The organism is Mycobacterium sp. 1245805.9 (genome assembly GCF_001672915.1).
Classification (GTDB): Bacteria; Actinomycetota; Actinomycetes; order Mycobacteriales; family Mycobacteriaceae; genus Mycobacterium.
In genome coordinates, this window is record NZ_LZKR01000029.1 from 64,041 (window position 1) to 83,098 (window position 19,058).

19 protein-coding genes are annotated in these 19,058 nt (G+C 66.4%); 13 read left to right on the forward strand and 6 right to left on the reverse strand.

All coding sequences use genetic code 11. From position 1 onward, the window contains the following. Nucleotides 1–98 precede the first annotated feature (98 nt). Nucleotides 99–974, forward strand: a complete 876-nt coding sequence (locus tag A9X00_RS04645; protein WP_067149698.1) for an SDR family NAD(P)-dependent oxidoreductase — start codon at nt 99–101, stop codon at nt 972–974. 3 nt (nt 975–977) lie between these two features. Here the strand turns inward: A9X00_RS04645 and A9X00_RS04650 are convergent, their stop codons facing one another. Then, nucleotides 978–1,814, reverse strand: a complete 837-nt coding sequence (locus tag A9X00_RS04650; protein ID WP_067149700.1) for an enoyl-CoA hydratase/isomerase family protein — start codon at nt 1,812–1,814, stop codon at nt 978–980. Between the two features lie 44 nt (nt 1,815–1,858). On the opposite strand from A9X00_RS04650, the gene A9X00_RS04655 reads away from it, so the two are divergent. The 9 genes from A9X00_RS04655 (at nt 1,859) to A9X00_RS04695 (ending at nt 10,703) form a co-directional block, all read left to right on the forward strand. Beyond that, nucleotides 1,859–3,109: a hypothetical protein gene (locus A9X00_RS04655; protein ID WP_067149702.1), complete on the forward strand. Its 1,251-nt coding sequence runs from the start codon at nt 1,859–1,861 to the stop codon at nt 3,107–3,109. Between the two features lie 4 nt (nt 3,110–3,113). Next, nucleotides 3,114–3,920, forward strand: a complete 807-nt coding sequence (locus tag A9X00_RS04660; protein ID WP_067149704.1) for an enoyl-CoA hydratase/isomerase family protein — start codon at nt 3,114–3,116, stop codon at nt 3,918–3,920. 6 nt (nt 3,921–3,926) lie between these two features. Further along, on the forward strand, nt 3,927–5,174 hold the full coding sequence (locus A9X00_RS04665) for an acyl-CoA dehydrogenase family protein (protein WP_067149706.1): 1,248 nt from the start codon (nt 3,927–3,929) through the stop codon (nt 5,172–5,174). Beyond that, nucleotides 5,171–5,986 carry an enoyl-CoA hydratase/isomerase family protein gene (locus A9X00_RS04670; RefSeq protein WP_067149708.1) on the forward strand — a complete coding sequence of 272 codons (816 nt, stop codon included), beginning with the start codon at nt 5,171–5,173 and terminating at the stop codon, nt 5,984–5,986. The genes A9X00_RS04665 and A9X00_RS04670 overlap by 4 nt, the downstream gene beginning before the upstream one ends. Beyond that, on the forward strand, nt 5,983–6,783 hold the full coding sequence (locus A9X00_RS04675) for an enoyl-CoA hydratase/isomerase family protein (protein ID WP_067149712.1): 801 nt from the start codon (nt 5,983–5,985) through the stop codon (nt 6,781–6,783). The genes A9X00_RS04670 and A9X00_RS04675 overlap by 4 nt, the downstream gene beginning before the upstream one ends. Continuing rightward, on the forward strand, nt 6,780–8,231 hold the full coding sequence (locus A9X00_RS04680; RefSeq protein WP_067149714.1) for a class I adenylate-forming enzyme family protein: 1,452 nt from the start codon (nt 6,780–6,782) through the stop codon (nt 8,229–8,231). The genes A9X00_RS04675 and A9X00_RS04680 overlap by 4 nt, the downstream gene beginning before the upstream one ends. 62 nt (nt 8,232–8,293) lie before the next feature. Continuing rightward, nucleotides 8,294–8,722 (forward strand): SDR family oxidoreductase, encoded by a 429-nt coding sequence (locus A9X00_RS04685; RefSeq protein ID WP_232006668.1) that lies wholly within the window; start codon nt 8,294–8,296, stop codon nt 8,720–8,722. Then, the gene (locus A9X00_RS04690; RefSeq protein WP_067149716.1) at nt 8,719–9,477 is read left to right on the forward strand and encodes an SDR family NAD(P)-dependent oxidoreductase; all 759 of its coding nucleotides are present in this window, start codon (nt 8,719–8,721) and stop codon (nt 9,475–9,477) included. The genes A9X00_RS04685 and A9X00_RS04690 overlap by 4 nt, the downstream gene beginning before the upstream one ends. Before the next feature lie 92 nt (nt 9,478–9,569). Next, a complete protein-coding gene (locus tag A9X00_RS04695; protein ID WP_067149930.1) occupies nt 9,570–10,703 on the forward strand; it encodes an amidohydrolase family protein in 1,134 nt (377 codons plus the stop codon). Between the two features lie 22 nt (nt 10,704–10,725). On the opposite strand, the gene A9X00_RS04700 is transcribed toward A9X00_RS04695, so the two are convergent. From A9X00_RS04700 to A9X00_RS04715, 4 genes are read right to left on the reverse strand one after another with little or no spacing between them, the layout of a single operon-like run. Beyond that, nucleotides 10,726–12,282, reverse strand: a complete 1,557-nt coding sequence (locus A9X00_RS04700; protein WP_067149717.1) for a class I adenylate-forming enzyme family protein — start codon at nt 12,280–12,282, stop codon at nt 10,726–10,728. Then, nucleotides 12,279–13,481 carry an acyl-CoA dehydrogenase family protein gene (locus A9X00_RS04705; RefSeq protein ID WP_067149727.1) on the reverse strand — a complete coding sequence of 401 codons (1,203 nt, stop codon included), beginning with the start codon at nt 13,479–13,481 and terminating at the stop codon, nt 12,279–12,281. The genes A9X00_RS04700 and A9X00_RS04705 overlap by 4 nt, the downstream gene beginning before the upstream one ends. After that, a complete protein-coding gene (locus A9X00_RS04710; RefSeq protein WP_067149733.1) occupies nt 13,478–14,446 on the reverse strand; it encodes an acyl-CoA dehydrogenase family protein in 969 nt (322 codons plus the stop codon). Before A9X00_RS04710 ends, A9X00_RS04705 begins: the two co-directional genes overlap by 4 nt. A gap of 7 nt (nt 14,447–14,453) precedes the next feature. Further along, on the reverse strand, nt 14,454–15,650 hold the full coding sequence (locus tag A9X00_RS04715; RefSeq protein ID WP_067149734.1) for an amidohydrolase family protein: 1,197 nt from the start codon (nt 15,648–15,650) through the stop codon (nt 14,454–14,456). Nucleotides 15,651–15,840: 190 nt separating this feature from the next. Between A9X00_RS04715 and A9X00_RS04720 the strand changes: the two genes are divergently transcribed. Both A9X00_RS04720 and A9X00_RS04725 read left to right on the forward strand, forming a co-directional pair. Then, complete coding sequence (locus A9X00_RS04720; protein ID WP_067149735.1) at nt 15,841–16,956, forward strand: acyl-CoA dehydrogenase family protein; 1,116 nt, start codon at nt 15,841–15,843, stop codon at nt 16,954–16,956. After that, on the forward strand, nt 16,953–17,855 hold the full coding sequence (locus tag A9X00_RS04725; protein WP_067149736.1) for a TIGR03619 family F420-dependent LLM class oxidoreductase: 903 nt from the start codon (nt 16,953–16,955) through the stop codon (nt 17,853–17,855). Before A9X00_RS04720 ends, A9X00_RS04725 begins: the two co-directional genes overlap by 4 nt. A gap of 6 nt (nt 17,856–17,861) precedes the next feature. Here A9X00_RS04725 and A9X00_RS04730 read toward each other — a convergent pair whose 3' ends face one another. Next, entirely contained in the window at nt 17,862–18,299 is a 438-nt protein-coding gene (locus A9X00_RS04730) for a nuclear transport factor 2 family protein (RefSeq protein WP_067149738.1), read from the reverse strand. 49 nt (nt 18,300–18,348) lie between these two features. Here A9X00_RS04730 and A9X00_RS04735 point away from each other — a divergent pair, with 49 nt between their 5' ends. Then, nucleotides 18,349–18,978, forward strand: coding sequence for a cysteine hydrolase (locus A9X00_RS04735; protein ID WP_067149740.1), 630 nt, complete (start codon nt 18,349–18,351; stop codon nt 18,976–18,978). The last annotated feature ends 80 nt before the right edge of the window (nt 18,979–19,058 follow it).

A 19,058-nucleotide genomic window follows, 5' to 3' on the forward strand; every position in this document is an offset into this window, starting at 1 on the left:
CGCCGGTGCGCATGCCGCAGCAACTGCGTGGCGCCAGTCAATGGAGTGCCTCCGATGCAAATGTCTGCTCTCGATTTAGTAAATGTAACCTCTCACGCATGAAGTCAATGACTTTCGATGACCAGGTAGCCATCGTCACCGGCGCCGGCGGCGGGCTCGGCCGCTGCCACGCCATCGAGCTCGCCCGCCGCGGCGCGCGTGTCGTGGTCAACGACCTGGGCAGTTCGGTGGACGGCAGCGGCGCGTCGACGTCGGCGGCTCAAGCGGTGGTCGACGAGATCACCGCCGCGGGCGGCACCGCGATCGCAAACGGTGACTCCGTGGCCACCGAGGAGGGCGGTGCGGCGATCGCGGCGGCGGCGATCGACGCCTTCGGGCGGATCGACATTCTGGTCAACAATGCCGGGATTCTGCGCGATGCCGCGTTCAAGAACATGACCGCCGAGCAGGTGGACGCGGTCATCGCCGTGCACCTGTCCGGCGCCTTCAATGTGACGCGGGCGGTCTGGCCGGTCATGCGGGAGCAGAATTACGGCCGAATCGTTCAGACGACCTCGGGCACCGGCCTTTTCGGCAACTTCGGTCAGGCCAACTATGGCGCGGCGAAAATGGGTCTCGTCGGCATGATGCACGTCCTTGCCATCGAGGGCGCCCGCAACGGCATCGCCATCAACGCCATTGCACCCATCGCGCGCACGCGAATGACCGAGGACATCATGGGCGAGGCCGGCAAGAAGATGGACCCCGAACTCGTCACGCCGGTGGTCATCTACCTGGCACACCACAGCTGCGACCGCACTGCGCACATCTACTCGGTAGGCGCAGGCAAGGTGTCACGGGTGTTCATCGGTGTCACCAAGGGAATCGAGGACACGTCGCTGACCGCGGAGTCGGTGGCATCCTCGATCGACGAGATCGACGACAGCTCCGCGTTTACCATTCGCGGTGGCCCCCAACCGGTTGAGCAGGGCTGAGCGTCAGAATCCCTGGAACCGTGGGGGGCGCCGCTCGGCGAACGATCGCAGGCCCTCTTGCAGGTCAGCGGTCCGCGACACCACCTCCTGCGCCCAGGCTTCCTGTTCGAAGGCGCGATCGCGCCCGGACTCCGATGAAACGGACAACAACCGCTTGGTGAGCGCCAGCATCACGGTCGGCCCCGCCGCGAGGCGTCCGGCGATCTCTTCCGCCGTGGCGTCGGTGTCGCCGGCTGCGGTCACCCGGTTGACAAGTCCGAGCCTTTCGCACGTGACAGCGTCGACGGGCTCGCCGAGCATCAGCAGTTCGGTCGCCTTGCGCAGCCCCACAATTCTGGTCAGCAGGTGAATGGCACCCGAATCCGGCAGGATCCCGCGGTGCACGAACGCCTCGACAAGCTTTGCCTCCGTTGACATTACGACGAGGTCGCACGCCAGGACCAGGCTGACCCCGGCCCCCGCAGCGGTGCCCTTGACCGCGGCGACCACGGGTTTGTCGCAGTCCAATATCGACGCCACCAACCGCTGCCAGCCCTGCTGGAGCATGCGAGCGATCTCGCCGGGCCGTTTCTCGGCGACGGGTTTCGAATGTGCAACGGCGTCCCCCGTCTGCGGCGCCAAGCCCGCGCCGGTGCAGAAGTGCCGGCCACCCGTGGCGCCCAACAGCACGGCGCGGATCGCGGGATCGTCGTTCGCTCGCGTGAACGCCTCCGTAAGCGCGTCACGCGCCAAGGGCGACAGCGAGTTTCCGACATCGGCGCGGTCGATGGTGATTCGTTGCACCCCGCCATCGGTGACGCCTACCACGATGCCTGATCGTTCTTCACTCATCTGACTCATCCCTGCGTTAACGGCGTTTCCGTTTTTCGGGTATCTTAATTTCCATGCTGGCGACGGGTCAGATTACCGACGAGGGACTGGCCCGGTTGCGCGCCACCATCGGTATTGCCGTTCCACACACCCAGCCGCCGCACTACTACCGCCCGAACGAGGACTGCTTCCGCCACGTGGCGGAGAGCTACGGCGACGCCAACCCGCTGTGGGCCGATCCGGATTACGCGGCCAAATCCATCTGGGGCGAGTCCATCGCGCCGCCGGCGCTCGTGGGGGGCGACACGCTGATCGGTGAGGACGAGGTGACGGCGCTCTCCGACGAGGACCGTGCGCTGACCAAAGGCGACCCGCTGCGCGGGGTACACGCCTTCTACGCCTCCTCCGCGCGGGAATGGTGGGCGCCGCTGCGGGCGAATCATCGGGTGTTCCGGCGCAACGCTCTGGTAGCGGCGCTGGACAAGAGCAGCGAATTCGCCGAGCGCGCCGTGCACGAATGGTCGGCGCAGGTGTTCCGCGACGACGAGGGCGTCATTCTGGCTGGGCAGTACCGCAACATGATCCGCACCGAGCGCGGCAAGGCCCGCGGACGCAAGAAGTACGAGACGGTCGAACTGAAGTCGTGGACGCCGGACGAGATCGCCGAACTGGACGAAAGATACGCGCGCGAGTCGCCGCGCGGCGCCGAACCGCGATGGTGGGAGGACGTCGACGAGGGCGACGACGTCGGCCCCTTGACCAAAGGGCCGCTGACGGTCACCGACATGGTCTGCTGGCACGTCGGCATGGGCACCGGGATGTACGGTGTGCGGCCCCTGCGGCTGGCGTGGCGCAACCGGCAACGCATTCCCCGTTTCTACACGCCAAACGAACACGGTGTCCCCGATGTGCAGCAGCGCGTGCATTGGGAACCGGATGCGGCCCGCAATGCGGGCAACCCCACCACCTTCGACTACGGCCGCATGCGCGAGACCTGGCTGATCCACCTGTGCACGGACTGGATGGGGGACGACGCCTGGCTGTGGAAGCTCGACTGCGAGTTTCGGCTCTTCAACTACGTCGGCGACCTGCACACCGTCACCGGAAAAGTGGTGCGTAAATATCTCGCCGAGGGCGACCGGCCCGCCGTCGACCTCGAATTGGCGGCGACGAACCACCGTGGCCAGGTCACGGCGCCCGGACACGCCACGATCCTGTTGCCCAGCCGCGAACGCGGCCCCATCCGGCTACCTGATCCGCCGGGCGGCGCGACCAACCTCGCCGACCTGTTGACCGCGGTGTCGGCAGGGTTCGCCGAGCGCTGAAGCCATGAGTTACGACAGCGTGCCCGGCCTCGGCGCCGAACAACACGGTCAGGTCCTGCACCTGAACTTCGACCGTGCCGAGCGCCGTAACGCGGTCAACGACGTGATGCTCGACGCGATGATCGCGCATTTGGTCGCGGCCGGCACCGACGAGTCGGTGCGTGTCATCCGGATCGATGCCCAAGGACCGGACTTCTGCGCAGGCTCCGACCTGATCGCCAACAACAGTCGCTCGGAGCGTAAGCCGCGGGTGGGCAGCACACAGCGGAGGCTGCCGAACAAGGCCAACCGGCTCATCCCATTGATGCTCGAGACGCAGGTGCCCATCGTGTGCGTGGTGCGAGGCTGGGCGGCCGGCCTCGGATTCCACATCGCACTGGCTTCCGACTTCTGCGTCGCCGCCGAGGACGCGCGGTTCTGGGAACCTTTCATGGCACGCGGTTTCACGCCGGACAGCGGCGCCGCCTGGCTGCTGCCCCGCCTCATCGGCATGGTGCGCACCCGGCAACTCTTGATGCTCGGCAACGAGATCTCCGGAACCACCGCGGCCGAGTGGGGCATCATTCACGGCGCGGCCGCCGCCGACGAATTGGACGCGGTTGCGCGCGAACTGATCGCGGGCCTCGGCGACGCACCCACAGTGGCGCTGGGCCTCACCAAGTGGCTGCTGCACAGCGGCAACGGGCTCGACCTCGACCGTCACCTGCAGAACGAGGCGATGGCTCTCGAGTTGTCGAGCCGCAGTGAGGATTTCAAAGAGGGTTTGGCGGCGTTCCGCGACAAGCGCGAGGCGAAGTTCCAGGGGCGCTAGAGGATCATGACACCGCTGCCGATCACCGAGGCCACCAGCACCGCAGACGCCGTCGAGGCCGTCGAGCGATGGGTCGACGCCGAGGTACCGGTCTCCTGGCGCGCAGCAGCCGCCGAGGGCCCCGCCGCCCTCCGGGCGGTGCGGAGTCCCGCGGAGTACCGGCAGTGGTACCCGGCCTTCGCCGCATCCGGCCTCGTCGTACCGACCTGGGCTCGCGAATACGGCGGTCTGGGAATCGGCAACGAGGTGGCCCGGGCGATCGATCAGGTGCTGCGTCCGCTGCGGCTCTCCCGGCTGAACCCGTTGGGGCTCAACAACGCTGCCGCAGCGTTGTTCAGCCACGGCACCGAAGAGCAGCGGCTGCGTTTCCTGCCGCCGATCGTGCGCAACGAGGAAAAGTGGTGTCAGCTCTTCAGCGAGCCGGGTGCCGGGTCCGACCTCGCCTCGTTGGCGACGCGAGCCGTCCGGGACGGCGATGAGTGGGTGATCTCGGGCCAGAAGGTCTGGACCACGTGGGCCGACGAGGCTGACTTCGCGATCCTGCTCGCGAGAACCGACCCAGAGGCGCCCAAGCACAAAGGCATTACGTACTTCCTGCTCGATATGCATCAGGTCGGCGTGGAGGTGCGTCCTCTGCGCCAGATCACCGGTGAGGCGGAGTTCAACGAGGTCTTCATCGACAATGCGCGAATTCCCGACGCGCACCGTGTGGGCGAGGTCAACGACGGATGGCGTGTCAGCGCATCGACGTTGTCCAGTGAGCGGCAGATGGTTTCGGGTTCCGGGTCGGGAGGCATGGGCCGCCTCGGCGGCTCCGGCGCCGACCGCCTGATAGCGCTGGCGCGCGAGACCGGCCGATGGCACGACCCGGTCGTCCGGAACAAAGTCATGCGGTTGTGGGCCCAGGAGCAGATCCGCGGCTGGACGAATGACCGTGTCCGCGCGGCACTTTCGGCCGGTCAGTCGCCGGGGGCCGCGTCCTCGATCGGCAAAGTGCACCAGGCCACCCTGAACCAGCAAATCCAGGACCTCATGGTGGATCTGCTGGGCACCGACGCGGTCGCCTGGCCGGCCACCGACGACCCGGACGCCCTGCCGCGGGACGTCCACGGAATGATGCGCAGCCTCGCCAACGGCACCGAGGGCGGCACCACCGACATCAACAAGAACATCCTCGGCGAGCGTGTGCTCGGGTTACCCAAGGAACCGGACCCATGGAAGGGCAAACCCTGGAAGGAAATTCCGCGCTCGTGAGCAGCTATCAGCGCCTGGTGGTGGAGAAATCTGATGGTATCGGCTGGCTGATCCTGAACCGGCCGGACGCGGGCAACGCCTTCGACTCGTTGATGCTCGACGAGCTCGAATCCGCCTGGGCCGACCTCGAGGCCGACCCCGCCGTCCGCGTGATCGTCAACACCGCCAACGGCAAGGCCTTCTGCACCGGAATGGACGTGGTGCAGGTGGCGCGCGACAAGGCGGCAATGCGCAGGCATTCACGCCGGACCAGGGATGCCGAGCTGAAGATCTCGTCGTGGCACTGCGGGGTGTGGAAGCCGGTGATCGCGGCGGTCAACGGTGTTTGCGCGGGCGGCGGACTGCACCTGGTGGCCGACGCCGACATCGTGATCGCGGCCGAGCAGGCCTCTTTCGTCGACCCGCACGTGTCGCTCGGCCAGGCCGTCGCCTATGAGGCGATCACGCTGCTTCGCAAGTCTCCGATGGAGGCGATCACCCGAATGGCGTTGAGCGGCAAGGGCGAACGCATCTCGGCGCAACGCGCCTACGAGTTGGGCATTCTGTCCGAGGTGGTGGCCGCCGACCAGCTGCGCGCGGCGGCCGGGCGCCTCGCCGCCGCGATCGCGACGAATTCGCCGACCGCGATGCGCGCCACCAAGAAGGCGCTGTGGCACTCGCTGGAGGTCGGTATGACGCAGGCCCGCACCGATGCCTCCGATGAGATCTGGCGGCTGCGCAATCACCCCGACCACGGCGAGGGCGCCAGGGCGTGGCGCGAAAAGCGCCGGCCGCAGTGGCAGCCGCTGTCGGATGCGGCGGAGGTTTCATGACCTACCAGAGGCTGATCGTTGAGCGGCATGGGCCCGTCGGCTGGATCATCAACGACCGGCCGGAGCGCCTCAACGCCTACGACGTGGTGATGCGAGAGGAATTCCCGAGAGCCTGGGCCGAATTAGACGCCGACCCCGACGTTCGGGTCATTGTGCACACCGGTAATGGTCGAGCCTTTCAGGTGGGCGCCGACGTCGCGGAGCTGGACGGTGAGGCCGTGCTGCAGTTTCAGGAGACCATGCGCACACTGGACCTCAAGCTGACGGCGTGGCACTGCAACGTCGACAAGCCGGTGATCACCGCCGTCAACGGGGTGTGCGCCGGCGGCGGCCTGCACTGGGTGGCCGACGCCGACGTCGTCATCGCGTCGTCAAATGCGAGCTTCGTCGATCCCCATGTATCGATCGGTCAGGTCAGCGCGCTCGAGACCATCACGCTGATGCGCAAGATGCCCGCCGAGGCCGTGCTGCGGATGGCTCTGGTGGGCAGCCATGAACGGCTCAGCGCCGAGCGGGCATACCAGCTCGGCATGATCAGCCAGGTCGTCGACCCGCCCGAAAAGCTGCGCGAGGTCGCCCAGGAGCTGGGCGAAAAGATCGCCAGGAACTCGCCCGCGGCGATGCGCGCCACCAAGCGTGCACTGTGGGGCGCACTCGAATACGGCCTGACGGATGCGTGCCGCGCGGGTGCGAAGCACCTGACGTCGATGTGGGGGCATCCCGACCAGAACGAGGGTCCGCTTGCCTTCGCGGACAGGCGAGCTCCGAACTGGGCTCCGCTAGAGGGTGATTCGTGAGTCTCGCGGATCTGCTGGACGGCCTGCCCGAAGTCGCAGTACATACGCTCGGCGCTGAGGTGTCGCGCGACGAGCTGGCCGCCAGCGCCGGTCGGCTCGGGACGCTGCTCGCCGAACACGGACTGACGACGGGACAAGTAGTCGCCGCGATGCTGCCCAACGACGCCACGACCATCGCCGCGCTGTTCGGCACGTGGTGCGCAGGCGGCGTGTACACGCCGCTGAACCCCAGGGCCGCCGACGCCGAGATCGTGACCCAGCTGGAGACGTTGCAGCCCGTGGCAATCATCACGACTCCGTCACTTGCACAGCGGTTCTCGGGATTTCATCTGCCGGTCATTACCGGCGACGCGCTGACTTGGGCTGCGAGCGTATCGACCGAACACCCCGCCGGCGCGCGTTCGTACGACGACGATGTCGCGCTGCTGCAGTTCACGTCCGGCACCACAGGTCCCCCGAAGCCGGTGCCGCTTCGTCACACCACCGTGCTCGATCTGATCGACCGGCTGCTCGAGAAGCTCCGTGGCGCGAAATCCGTTGGTAACAAGCCCAACCGCGCTCCCATGCCGAATCTCGTGCCCTTGTCCTTGTCTTTGTGGGCTGGCATCTACCAGGTGCTGTTCGCATTCCGGGCCGGCTCGGGCGTCGTGCTGATGGACCGTTTCTCCCCCAGTGACTTCGCCGCCCTCGTCCGGCGCCACCAGCTGCGTTCCACCGTGCTGCCGCCCGCAGCGCTGACCATGGTGCTGCACGACGACTCGGTCACGAACCTGTCACCGCTGAAGATCGTGCGGTCGATCACCGCTCCCCTGTCGCCCGTTCAGGCGGCCCGGTTCCGGGACAAATTCGGTGTGATCGTGCTGAACTCCTACGGCCAGACCGAACTCGGCGGCGAGGTGGTGGGCTGGTCGGCCGCTGACGCCCGCGAGTGGGGCGAGACCAAACTCGGATCCGTCGGCCGACCCCTGCCCGGCATCGACGTGATGATCGCCGACGACGAGGTGATGGTGCGCACGCCCACGACGGCCGCCCGCAAGATCGATCCCGCCTTCTTGGACCGGCTCACCGACGACGGCTGGTTCCACACCGGCGACCTCGGGTGGTTCGACGACGACGGCTTCCTGTGGCTCGACGGCCGGGTGTCCGACATGATCAACCGCGGCGGCCTCAAGGTGTTCCCGGGAACCGTCGAGGACGTCCTGCTGGCCGCCGATGGTGTGCGTGAGGCCGCGGTCGTGGGCATACCCGACGAGCGGCTCGGAGAGGTCCCGTGGGCCTTCGTCGCGCGCAGCGACGGCGAGCTTTCCGAAGACGGATTGATCACGTGGTGCCGGCAGCGCCTGACCCCGTACCGCGTCCCCGTCCGCGTCGTGTTCGTCGAACGGTTGCCGCGCAACGACGTCGGCAAGGTCGTCAAGCGCGAACTGGCAGCGCTGGCCGGCGCGTGAGCACCATCGTCGTCGGCCCAGCCGAACCGCTCTCGAGGGCGCTCGCCGACGAGTTCGGCGGCGTGACCACGATCGACGGATCCGCCGACGCCGGGGACACGATGTGGCAGGCACTGGTCGCGCTCCAGGCTGCGCACGCCGCGATGGCGGCAAAGGGCGGACGAATCGTCCTGGTCCTCCCGACGATCGGCATGACGGGCGCGGCCGGGCTGGTGGACTACACGACGGCGATCGAAGGCATCCGGGCGATGGCCAAATCCGCTGCACGGCAATGGGCTCCGGAAGGAATCGGGGTCAACATGGTCGCCGCGCCCATGAGTCTGTTCGGCCGCGAGGTCGATGCGTCTCATTTGACGGCCGCCGCGGTACCGGACGACAGCGCGCTGATCCCTGCCGTCGTGGAGACAACGAAATTCCTGCTGCGCCGCGACGTCACTCACGTCGTCGGCGCGACGATCATCGCCGACGGGGGGTCGGTGATGATGCCGTGAGTCTCGACGGCCACACGATTTTGGTAACCGGTTCGGGCGCGGGCGTCGGACGGGGTATCGCGATGGCGCTTGCCGCCGACGGCGCGCACGTCGTGGTCGCGTCTCGCTCCGCATCCGGACGCGATGTCGTGGCTGAGATCTCCGGACGGGGCCACCGGGGGACCTGGGCAGGTTGCGATGTGACGGCACCGGAACAGGTCGCCGCCGCGGTGGGAGTCGCAGTCGCCGAGACCGGGCGGCTCGACGCGCTGGTGCACAACGCGACCAGCAATAGATCCAGCCAGCCGCATCGCCTGGCCGAGGTCGACCGGTCGCTCTGGGAGGAGCACTTCTCGGTGTCCGTCGCGGGCGCACAACACTGCGCCGCCGCGGCGTTCGACGCGCTCAAGCGGCAGGGCGGTACCTTCCTGGTGATGACGTCGCCCGCGGGCATGGAGGGCAGCGCGACACTTCCGCTGTACGCGACGATGAAAGGCGCTCTACGCGGCTTCGCCAAGAGCCTCGCCCGCGAGTGGGCGCCCCACGGCATCACCGTCAACGCCGTTTCGCCGCTTGCCTATTCGCCCGCAATGACCGCGGCCATCCAAGCCGAACCTGCGATGGAGGAACGCCTCTCGCGGCGCGTACCCCTAGGCCGAATCGGCGATCCCGAGCGCGATATCGGAGCCGCCGTCGCATTTCTCGTCGGCCCCGCCGCGCGCTACATCACCGGCCAGACCCTGGGTGTGGACGGCGGCCACTTCATGAACCTCTAGCGCGTCGGATAGCACCGTTCTGCTATCTTGAGAATTAAGATTCTCGCGATGCTGGAGGTAATGCAGTGGAAGTTTGGGACGCCGACAACCACATGTACGAGACCATCGACGCCTACACGCGGTATCTGCCGGAAAAGTACTCCGAGGCGCTGAAGTTCATCGACGTCAACGGCCGCAAGAAGCTGCAGATCCTCGGCGTGGTCACCGAGACCATTCCGAACCCGACGTACGAGGTCATTCCCACCCCGGGCGCGTGGGCGGATTACTACCGTGGGATCAACCCGGAGGGCAAGACACTGCGGGAGCTTGCCGAGCCGATCCGCTGTCCGGACGAGTTCCGCCGTCCCGACCTGCGCCTGGCGTTGATGGACCGCCAGGGGGTTGACGGCGCGCTGATGTTCCCGACCACGGCGGGCATGCTCGAGGAACGGACCAAGGGAGACGCCGAACTCACCCACGCAGTTACCCACGCCTTCAACCGCTGGCTGCTTGACGACTGGACGTTCAACTTCAAGGACCGCATCTTCCCGGTCCCGGCGATCTCGCTCAACGATCCCGCTAAGGGCGTCGCAGAACTCGAATGGTGTCTGGAAAACGGGGCGAGGACTGCGCTGATCCGACCGGCGCCAGTACCGAGGGAAGACGGCACGTCCCGCTCGCCGGCGCTACCCGAGTTCGACGACTTCTGGCGGCTGGTTGAGTCATCGGGTATCTCGGTCCAGATGCACAACTCCGACTCCGGTTATGACCGCTATCTCTCCGACTGGGAGGACGGCAACGAGTTCCAGGGCTTCCAGCTGACGAAGTTTCGTGGCTTCGTCTACGAGGAGAGCCGCCATATCTTCGACACGCTGGCGGCGTTTATCGCACACGGCGTGTTCGAGCGGTTTCCGGGCCTGCGCATCGGCGTGGTCGAGAACGGCGGGTCGTGGGCGAATCGTCTGATGGAAGCGTTCGATCGGGTGTACCGGAAGAAGCCGCGCGATTTCAGCGAGCACCCGGGGGATGTCTTCCGCAGGCACGTGTGGGTGAATCCGTTCCACGAGGAGGACATGTCGCACCTCATCGACATTCTCGGTGCAGACCGGGTGATGTTCGGCTCGGACTACCCGCATCCCGAGGGATTGGCCGCGCCCGCGGACTTCGTCAAGGAACTCGAGAACCTCCCGTCAGCGACCACAGCACGAGTGATGGGCGGCAACCTCAAGGAGCTCATCGGCCTGTAGAACGTTGGGGCGTCGGGAAGGATCACCGACTTCCGAACTTGGCGCGCAGTTCGGTCTTGAGCACCTTTCCAGTGAGGTTGCGCGGCAGCGCATCGATGATCTCGACCCTTTCGGGCGACTTGTGCCGGCTCAGTCCCTGCGCCTGGCAATGCTCCGCCAGAGTCGACAGCGTTATCTCACTGCCCGACTGCGGAACGACGACGGCGCAAACGCGTTCTCCCGTAAGCTCATCCGGAACACCGATAACTGCGACATCCGCTACCGCAGGATGCGTTGCGAGCACGCCTTCAACCTCCAGAGCCGAGATGTTCTCCGCGTTGCGGATGATGGCGTCCTTGATCCGGCCGGTGACGATGACATTGCCCTCGGCGTCGATAAATCCGCGGTCGCCACTCCGGAACCAGCCCTCCGCGTCGAAGGCCTGCGCGTTCAGCGACTCATCGACGTAGCCGAGGAAGCACTGCGGCCCCTTGAGGCGAAGCTCGCCCTCCTCGCCGATGCCGACCTCGCACTCCGCCTCGTCGACGACCCGCACCGACACACCCGCCACCGGCGGTCCCACGGTACGGTCGAGGACGTCCGGGGCGGCGTCCGGTGTCTGCGACGTGGCGACCGGGAACTCGGTCAAACCCCAGGAATTGGCCACACCCTTTACCGAAAGCGTCTCCCGCACTTGGCGTCCCAGCTCCGCGGTGATGGGCGCACCACCGCCGACGCAGCCACGCAGATCTGGATAGAGCGGTTCGTCGCCGTGCTTGGCCTGCGCCGCCATGAAGGCGACGAAGAACGGGGTCGCGCTGCCCAGCAGAGTCGGGCGGTGCGCAGCGATGGCGAAGGGGGTCTCAACGGGATCGAAAGCGTCGAACAGCACCAAACGCATCCCGGTATGCAGGCCCGCAGCGAGCATGGCCGCTCCCCCGATGTGCGACACCGGAAAAGCGATCGGGTTGACGTCGCTACTGGAGGCGCCGACGATACCGACGACGCCTGCCGAGCCGGCGATGACCGAACGGTCGCAGTGCCGCGCGCCTTTCGGAGCCGCCGTGGTGCCCGACGAATAGTAGATCCAGCGCGGGTCCTCGCCCGAGCGCGGCGGTGGAGGCAGCGCTGCCGGATCACCGGCCGGCAGTCGAAGTGCACCGGTGATGGGCACATTGTGGTCGATGACCACCACCGACATGGACTGGTCACCGTTGATCTTGTGCGCAAGCGCCGTGTGGTCGAAATTGCGCCACAATCCGGGCACGATGATGACATCTGTCGCGAGTTGCGTTGTCACAAAACGCAGTTCACTCTCCCGCCATATCGGCAGAACGGGGTTCTGGACTGCACCCAGGCGCGCCAGCGCCACCATGACGACCATCGTCTCCAGCGTCGTCGGCAGTTGCCACGACACCACCGTCCCCGCACCAATTCCCCTTTGCGCCAGTGCCGCTGCACACGTCAGCGCGGATTCGCATAGCTGCCCGCACGACAGGGTGCGTCCGTAGTCGTCGACGAGGATCACTCGATCGGGATGCGCCCGCGCCGCCGTTTCGACGAGGGACCAGTAGGTCTGCGCGGCTGGGTATGCGGTCATCGGCTCGGCAGGCGCAGTCGGCGCTTGGCGAGAATGTTGCGCATCATCTCCGAACTGCCACCGGATATCGTGTAGGCCCGAGACCACAGCCAGCATTCCCGCAGGCGTTGTTTGGCCTGTTCCACATCAGGATTCGCAGCCCCCACGGCAACCACCGACGCGGCCAGCTCGGCGCCATAGGCCGCGACTCGGTGATATGTCTCGGCGAAACTCAACTTCGCGATCGAACCGTCACCTGGCTGCTCGTCATCCGATATCAGCCGCTCCACGTAATCGTCGATGAACGCCTTGGCCACTTCGACCTCGACGGCCAACTCGGCCACCTCTTGGCGGATGTCATCACACTCCAGCGCCGGCGCGCCGTCGATGAGCGCGTGGCGGGCCACGGTGACCAGATCACCGATCAAGAGTTCGAGCAAGATGACGTTGCCGCCGATGCCGAAACGTTCAAAGTCCAGGCCGGCCATAATGATCGACCAGCCCTGGCCCACCTCGCCGATCAGACTCTCCGCACCGAGCCTGACTCCAGTCAGGAAGACCTCATTGACCTCGATCGCGTCGCCGATCGTGCGGATCGGACGAACTTCGACACCGTCCGCCGAGAGCGGCACGGTGAAGACCGACAGGCCGTGGTGGCGCGACGACGCCGGGTCGGTGCGGATCAGGGCGAGGCCCATGTCGGCCCAGTGCCCGTCCGTGATCCACGTCTTCTGCCCGTCGATGACCCAGCTGCCGTCGGCTTGCCGCACACCACGGCTGCGCACTGCGGCGATGTCGCTGCCCGCATCGGGTTCGCTGAGCAGTTGGCACCAAACGTGCTCGCTGCGCCGGATCGGGGGCAGCAGCCTTCGCTTCTGTTCTTCGGATCCGAAGTGCAACAAGACATGCGCGGCCAGGTTGACCTGGTCGACCGGCCGTGGCGCGCGGGCGCGCAGGATCTCCTCGCTCACGATGCGATCGTGCAGCGGGTGGTGGTCGTCGCGACCGCCGTATTCGGCCGGCCAGTCCGCACCGGCGAACCCGGCCTCGAACAGGCCGGCGAACCACGCGCGCAGCTGGGCCTCCTGCTCGGCGGTCTCGGGCGCCCGGTGCCCTTCGCGCGCTTCGATCGCCGGTGCATGCTCGGCGATGTGTGCCCTGACCCGCCGCCTGAACGCGGCCAGCTGCGCATCGGTGGGCCGGCTCGCGACGACGCTCACCAACCCGACACCTCCGCCACCAACGCCCGACTCGAGCGCGCCGTGCCGATCAGATGGCCGTTGGTGAAGACACGACGCAGCTCGTGGTGCAGCGGATACTCCCAGGTGAAGCCGATGCCGCCTGACAGTTGCATGCACTCGTCGACGGCGGTGGCGGCTTTCGCCGCTACGAACGCGTGCGCCGCCGCCGTCAGCAAGGTCGCCCTTTCGTCGGCTGACGCAATTGCCCGCGCCGCCCTCATGACGACGGCGCGCGCTTTGACCTCGAAGACAAGTAGCTCGACGAGCCGGTGCTGAATCGCTTGAAAGCTCGCGATCGGCGCACCGAACGCGACGCGCTCCTTGAGGTATGCGGTCAACCGTTCAAGGGTCATCGACACACCGCCCACGGAATCGGCGGCAACAAGCAGCCGGGCCACGGCGACCAACTGGTCGGCCCGTTCGGGAGATCCGATCAAGGCGCTGGGCGCGTTCGTCACGTCGAAACGCCATACCGTCCTGGTGACGTCCAGCACGTCTGCGTCCAGCTCGAACCGGTCGCGATCCAGGTCACGCAGCAGGTGAATTCCGTTGCGCCCCAGCAGAAGGACAATGTCAACCGCATCGCCGCGGATGACCCGCGCGGGCTCGTCGAGGACGGCGAAGCCCGCCGCCACGGTGCCGTCGAGCAAGCCGGGCAGTAATTGTTCCCTAACCTCCTCGGGCCCGCAGGCAAGCGCCGCGGCGCCCAGTGTGGTTCCGAACCACGCCGACCCGTCCTGCGCTCGCCCGAGCTCCTCGGCCACGACGCACGCCTCGACCGGACGCCAGCCCGCGCCGCCCATGACCTCATCGACGAGCAGCCCGGTCCAGTCCATCGCCGCAAGGTCCTTGACCGTTCCCCTCTCCCCGCGTTCGGCCAGGAACTGACGCGCCGACGCTCTCAACAGATCGAGGTCGACGCCGGCTGGGTCCTCATCAGCCATGCCGCGATCAGCTCCGGAAGAGCAGCTGCTCGGCGTTGTCGCGCATGATCCGCCGCTTGGTCGCGTCGTCGAGCGGGTCGAGCAGCTTGGCGAACTCGGCCGGTACGGCCAGGCCTTCGGCGTGCGGGTAATCCGAGCCCATCACCAGGCAGTCGTCGTATCCCATGCTTCCGACGATCGCGGGGATGTCGTCCTCGGGGTACGGCACGACACGGACGTGACGGCGAAAGATCGCCGACGGCCGCTCCGTCAGCTTCCCACCGATCCATGGACCGTTGCGGCCCATGCCCCGGCTCTTGTCCATGTGCCTGACGAAGAACGGCACCCATTCCGCCCCATGCTCGGCAACGAGGACATTCAGACCCGGGAAGCGACCGAACAGGTTGTCGAAGATGAGCGCGGACAACGTGTCCTCGATCGGACGCTGGCCGTAGATGTTCATCCACTGCCACGCCGACATGTGCCAGGAGGCGGGGTCGGGGTTCTGTCCCCAGGCGGGCGAGATCGCATTGAAGTACCAAAACGGCATGATGTGGAACACCAGGACGCAGCCGGCCTCCTGTAGGCGTGCGTAAATGGGGTCGAAGTACGGGTCGCCGGGTGATCGACCGTAAGCCGGGCCGGTTGGCAGCAGCACGAACTTCGCCCCCTGCGCGATGATCGCCTCTGTTTCTGCGATCGCGGAATCCAAGTCGCGCAACGACATCAGCGCCGTGGCAAAAATCTTGTCTTCGTAGTTGAAACCCCACTCTTCGTCGAACCACCGGTTGAACGAGCGGAGATTGGCATAGAGTGCCGCTGTGTCATCGACGTAGTGTTCGCCGGCCAGGGCCATGCCGCTTGGATAGATGACCATGCGCTCGATGTTCTGCTCCGCCATGACGGCCAGGCGCGCAGCACGCTCGACGAATTCCGGTTGCATGGGTTGCGGCTCGTAGGACTCCTCGGGGTTGCCCGAGCCCATTTGCTTGAGCATCTCCTTGAGCGAGCCCGGCCGGTACGCGACATCAAGACCCAGACCGCCCTCGCTGTTGAAGGTGGCGACGCGGTGCCCCGCAAGGATCACCTCGACGCCGTCCGCCCCGCGCACAGTGGTGATGGCCCGGTCCCTGAACTTTTCGGGCAGATAACGGGTGAACGCGTCCCGAGTCTCGTAGCAGTGGGTATCGCAGTCAAAGATGCCGTAGTCGAGTTTGGTCGTCACCGCGTTGCTCCTTAAGCGAGAATGTAAATTCTCTATTTCCAGAAAACATACTATCCTGATTCGGCAATGGCTATCCCGGGCTGGATGGCCGACGCGCCCGAGTAGTACACGGCGCCGGCTCGGCCGCGACGGCACAGAGGAGACATGGCACCTTCACAATCGCTGGCGGACAACAGGATCAGACGATCCCATGCCCCCGAGTGAGCTCAACGAGCTGCGCAGCGTCGTACGCGACTACCTGACTGTCACATCACCCAGCGAGACCGTGCGCAAGCTGATGGCGACGGACACCGGCTACGACGAGGCGTCGTGGCGTCAGATGGCCGGCGAGTTAGGCCTGCACGGCATCGGCGTACCCGAAAAATGGGGCGGCGCGGGCGCAGGTGTGGCCGAACTGGCCGTCGTCTTCGAGGAAATGGGGCGCGCGCTGCTTTGCTCCCCGTTCTTCGCCACCGTGGCGCTGGGGACACAGGCCATTCTCGCCAGCGGCGACGAATCGGCGGCCGAAGAGTTCGTCCCCGGCTTCGTCGACAGCTCCGCCACCGCGACGCTGATCCTCAACGGCCGACTCGACGCCTGGGACCCCGCCGCCGTTACGCTGCGGGCCGAGCGCCACGGCGCCGCCTACCGGATCCACGGGGAGGCACCGCTCGTGATCGACGGTCACACCGCGGACGTCGTCCTTGTCGCGGCCAGCACCGACGCCGGCATCTCGCTGCTGGCGATCCGCGCCGGGGCCGACGGTGTTCGCCGCACACCGCTGTCCGGCCTCGATCGCACCCGCAAGGTGGCTCGGCTGGAGTTCGACGGGGCACCAGCGGGGTTGATTGGAGCCGATGGCGCCGCCACAGAGTTCCTGGCGCGGACCTCGGACCTCGCCATCGTGGCGCTGGCCGCCGAACAGGTCGGCGCAGCGCAACGCTGCCTCGAGATGGCCGTCGACTACGCCAAGCACCGAATCCAGTTCGGTCGGCCCATCGGCAGTTTCCAAGCGATCAAGCACCGGTGCGCGGACATGCTCGTCCAGGTCGAGGGTGCTCGTTCGGCCGTGGGACATGCGGCCGACGTGGCCGGCACCGATGACCTGCCGACAGCCGCGTCGGTCGCGAAAATGGTCTGTTCGGAAGCCTTCCTGCAGGTCGCGCTCGACAACATGCGGATCCACGGCGGCATCGGCTTCACCTGGGAACACGATGCCCACCTGTTCGTACGGCGCGCCAAAGCCAGCCAATTGATGTTCGGCGACCCCGACTACCACGCGCAACGCCTGGCCACACTCGTCTCCGGAATGAAAGGACCCTCGTGACCATTCGCTTCTCCCTCGAACTGCCCACCCAACGGGTCGAGGCGGTCGACGAGTTCGTGACCGCCGACGCGATCGCCGACGTCGCGCGAGTGGCCGAGGCAACCGGATTCGCAGCAGTCCACGTGACCGACCACCCCGCGCCCGACGCGAAATGGCTCGACCACGGCGGCCACCACGCCCTTGATCCGTTCGTCGCCTTGGCCTTCGCCGCCGCCGCAACTACCGAGCTCAAGTTGCTGACCAATGTCTACATCGCCGCGTACCGCAACCCGTTCCTCGGTGCGAAGTCGATCCAAAGCCTCGCCGCGCTGTCGAGGGGGCGACTCATCCTCGGCACCGCTGCTGGATACCTGAAACCCGAATTCAAAGCCCTCGGAATAGATTTCGACAACCGCGGCGCGCTGCTCGACGAGGCGCTCGACGTCTTGGACAAGGTACTCACCGGTGAGGACATCGCCTACGAAGGAACGTCGTTCGCCGCACGGGGTGTCCGGCTGCGGCCACTGCCTACCACGCCGCCACCGGTGTGGGTCGGCGGCAACAGCAAGCCTGCGGTACGCCGTGCGGTGTCGCGCGCTCAGGGGTGGGCGCCGTTCAATACGTTCGGCTACGCCGCGGCGTCGCGCACGGCGGAGATCTCGACGATCGACGAGTTGGAGCTCGCCATCGACTGGGCCAAGCAATACGCGGCCGAAATCGGCCGCACCGAACCGCTGGACATCTGCTTCTCCGCCGGAAACCTGTTGGACGACAGCAGATCGGCCGACGAACGTCGCGCGACCATCGCGAGGCTCGAGGCGGCGGGGGTCACCTGGCTGACCATCGCGCCTGCCGGCGCCGACCGCGCGGAGGTCATCGACCGGTCGCGCGGCTTCGCCAAGGAATTCATCGCCGCCTGATTGGCCTCATGCCATCAGGCTGCCGGTCGCGAATCCGTCGACGCTGATGCGACGATGCGCGAACAACCAGCGGCCGTTCGCCGGTACCAGCTTGTCGCGGTAACGTCCCCAGTGGTCAAGGCCGATGTCGGTGTGGACGGCGAAGTAACTGCTGACCTCGACGCTGTCGGGAGCAACCGCCCCGAAGCGGATGCTGGAAACGTGGTGCCGGACGTGAGTCGGTGCTCGCCGGCCCGAGCTCGAAGGCTGGGCTACCGCATCGCCCAAACCGGCCTCGATTTCGGCGCGTCCCGTCAGCGGTTCGGCACGTCCGGTGAACTCCAAGACGCCGTCGTCGCTAAAGCACTCTGCCAGCGCCCGGAGATCGAATCGATCCGTCGCCGCGGTGTAGTCGGCCAGGGTTTGGCGCACCGACTCCCGCACCTCGAGCTCCCAAGCCTCCACCTGACCTCCTGGTAAACGAGCATTCTGGCACACGATAACGTCTATTCTCATGCCCCAGCCAAGCCTCCAGGACCTGCTCGATCCGGCGACTACCGCGGTCGTGACCCAAGAATGCCAAGGCGGGGTGATCGGGCCGCAGGCCGGCCTCCCCTTGCTGGCCGAGGAAGCCCGGCGCGAAGCCGTTCCCAACATCGCCAAGTTGCTTGACGCGGCCAGGGCGGCCGGTGTCACGGTCGTCCATTGCCTCATCCAACGCCGCGCCGACGGTCGTGGGTCCAATACGAACGCCCGGTTGTTCGCGGCGGGGAAATCCTTCACCGCCGACCTGACGCCCGGTAGCGAGGGAGCCTCGCTACTGCCGGAGTTGGGGCCACTCGATACCGACCTCGTTCTCACTCGCACCCACGGGGTCGGCCCGATGACCGGCACCGATCTCGACTCGGTGCTGCGCAACCTCGGGATAAAAACCATTGTCGGAGTGGGTGTGTCGGTGAACATCGCGATCACGAACTTCGTCATGGATGCGGTCAACCGTGGCTATCAGTTCGTGCTGCCAAGGGATGCGGTCAGTGGATACCCGCGGGAGTACGCCGATTCGATCATCGACAACACCCTGTCACTGCTCGCCACCGTGACCCCGTCGAGCGCGATCATTGACGTGTGGAGTGCGGTGGTCTGACCCGTCTCAGGCCACTGAGATGTGGAGGTTAAGGACCGATGATGATAACGTCGTTCTCAGATAGCGTAAATGATTATATT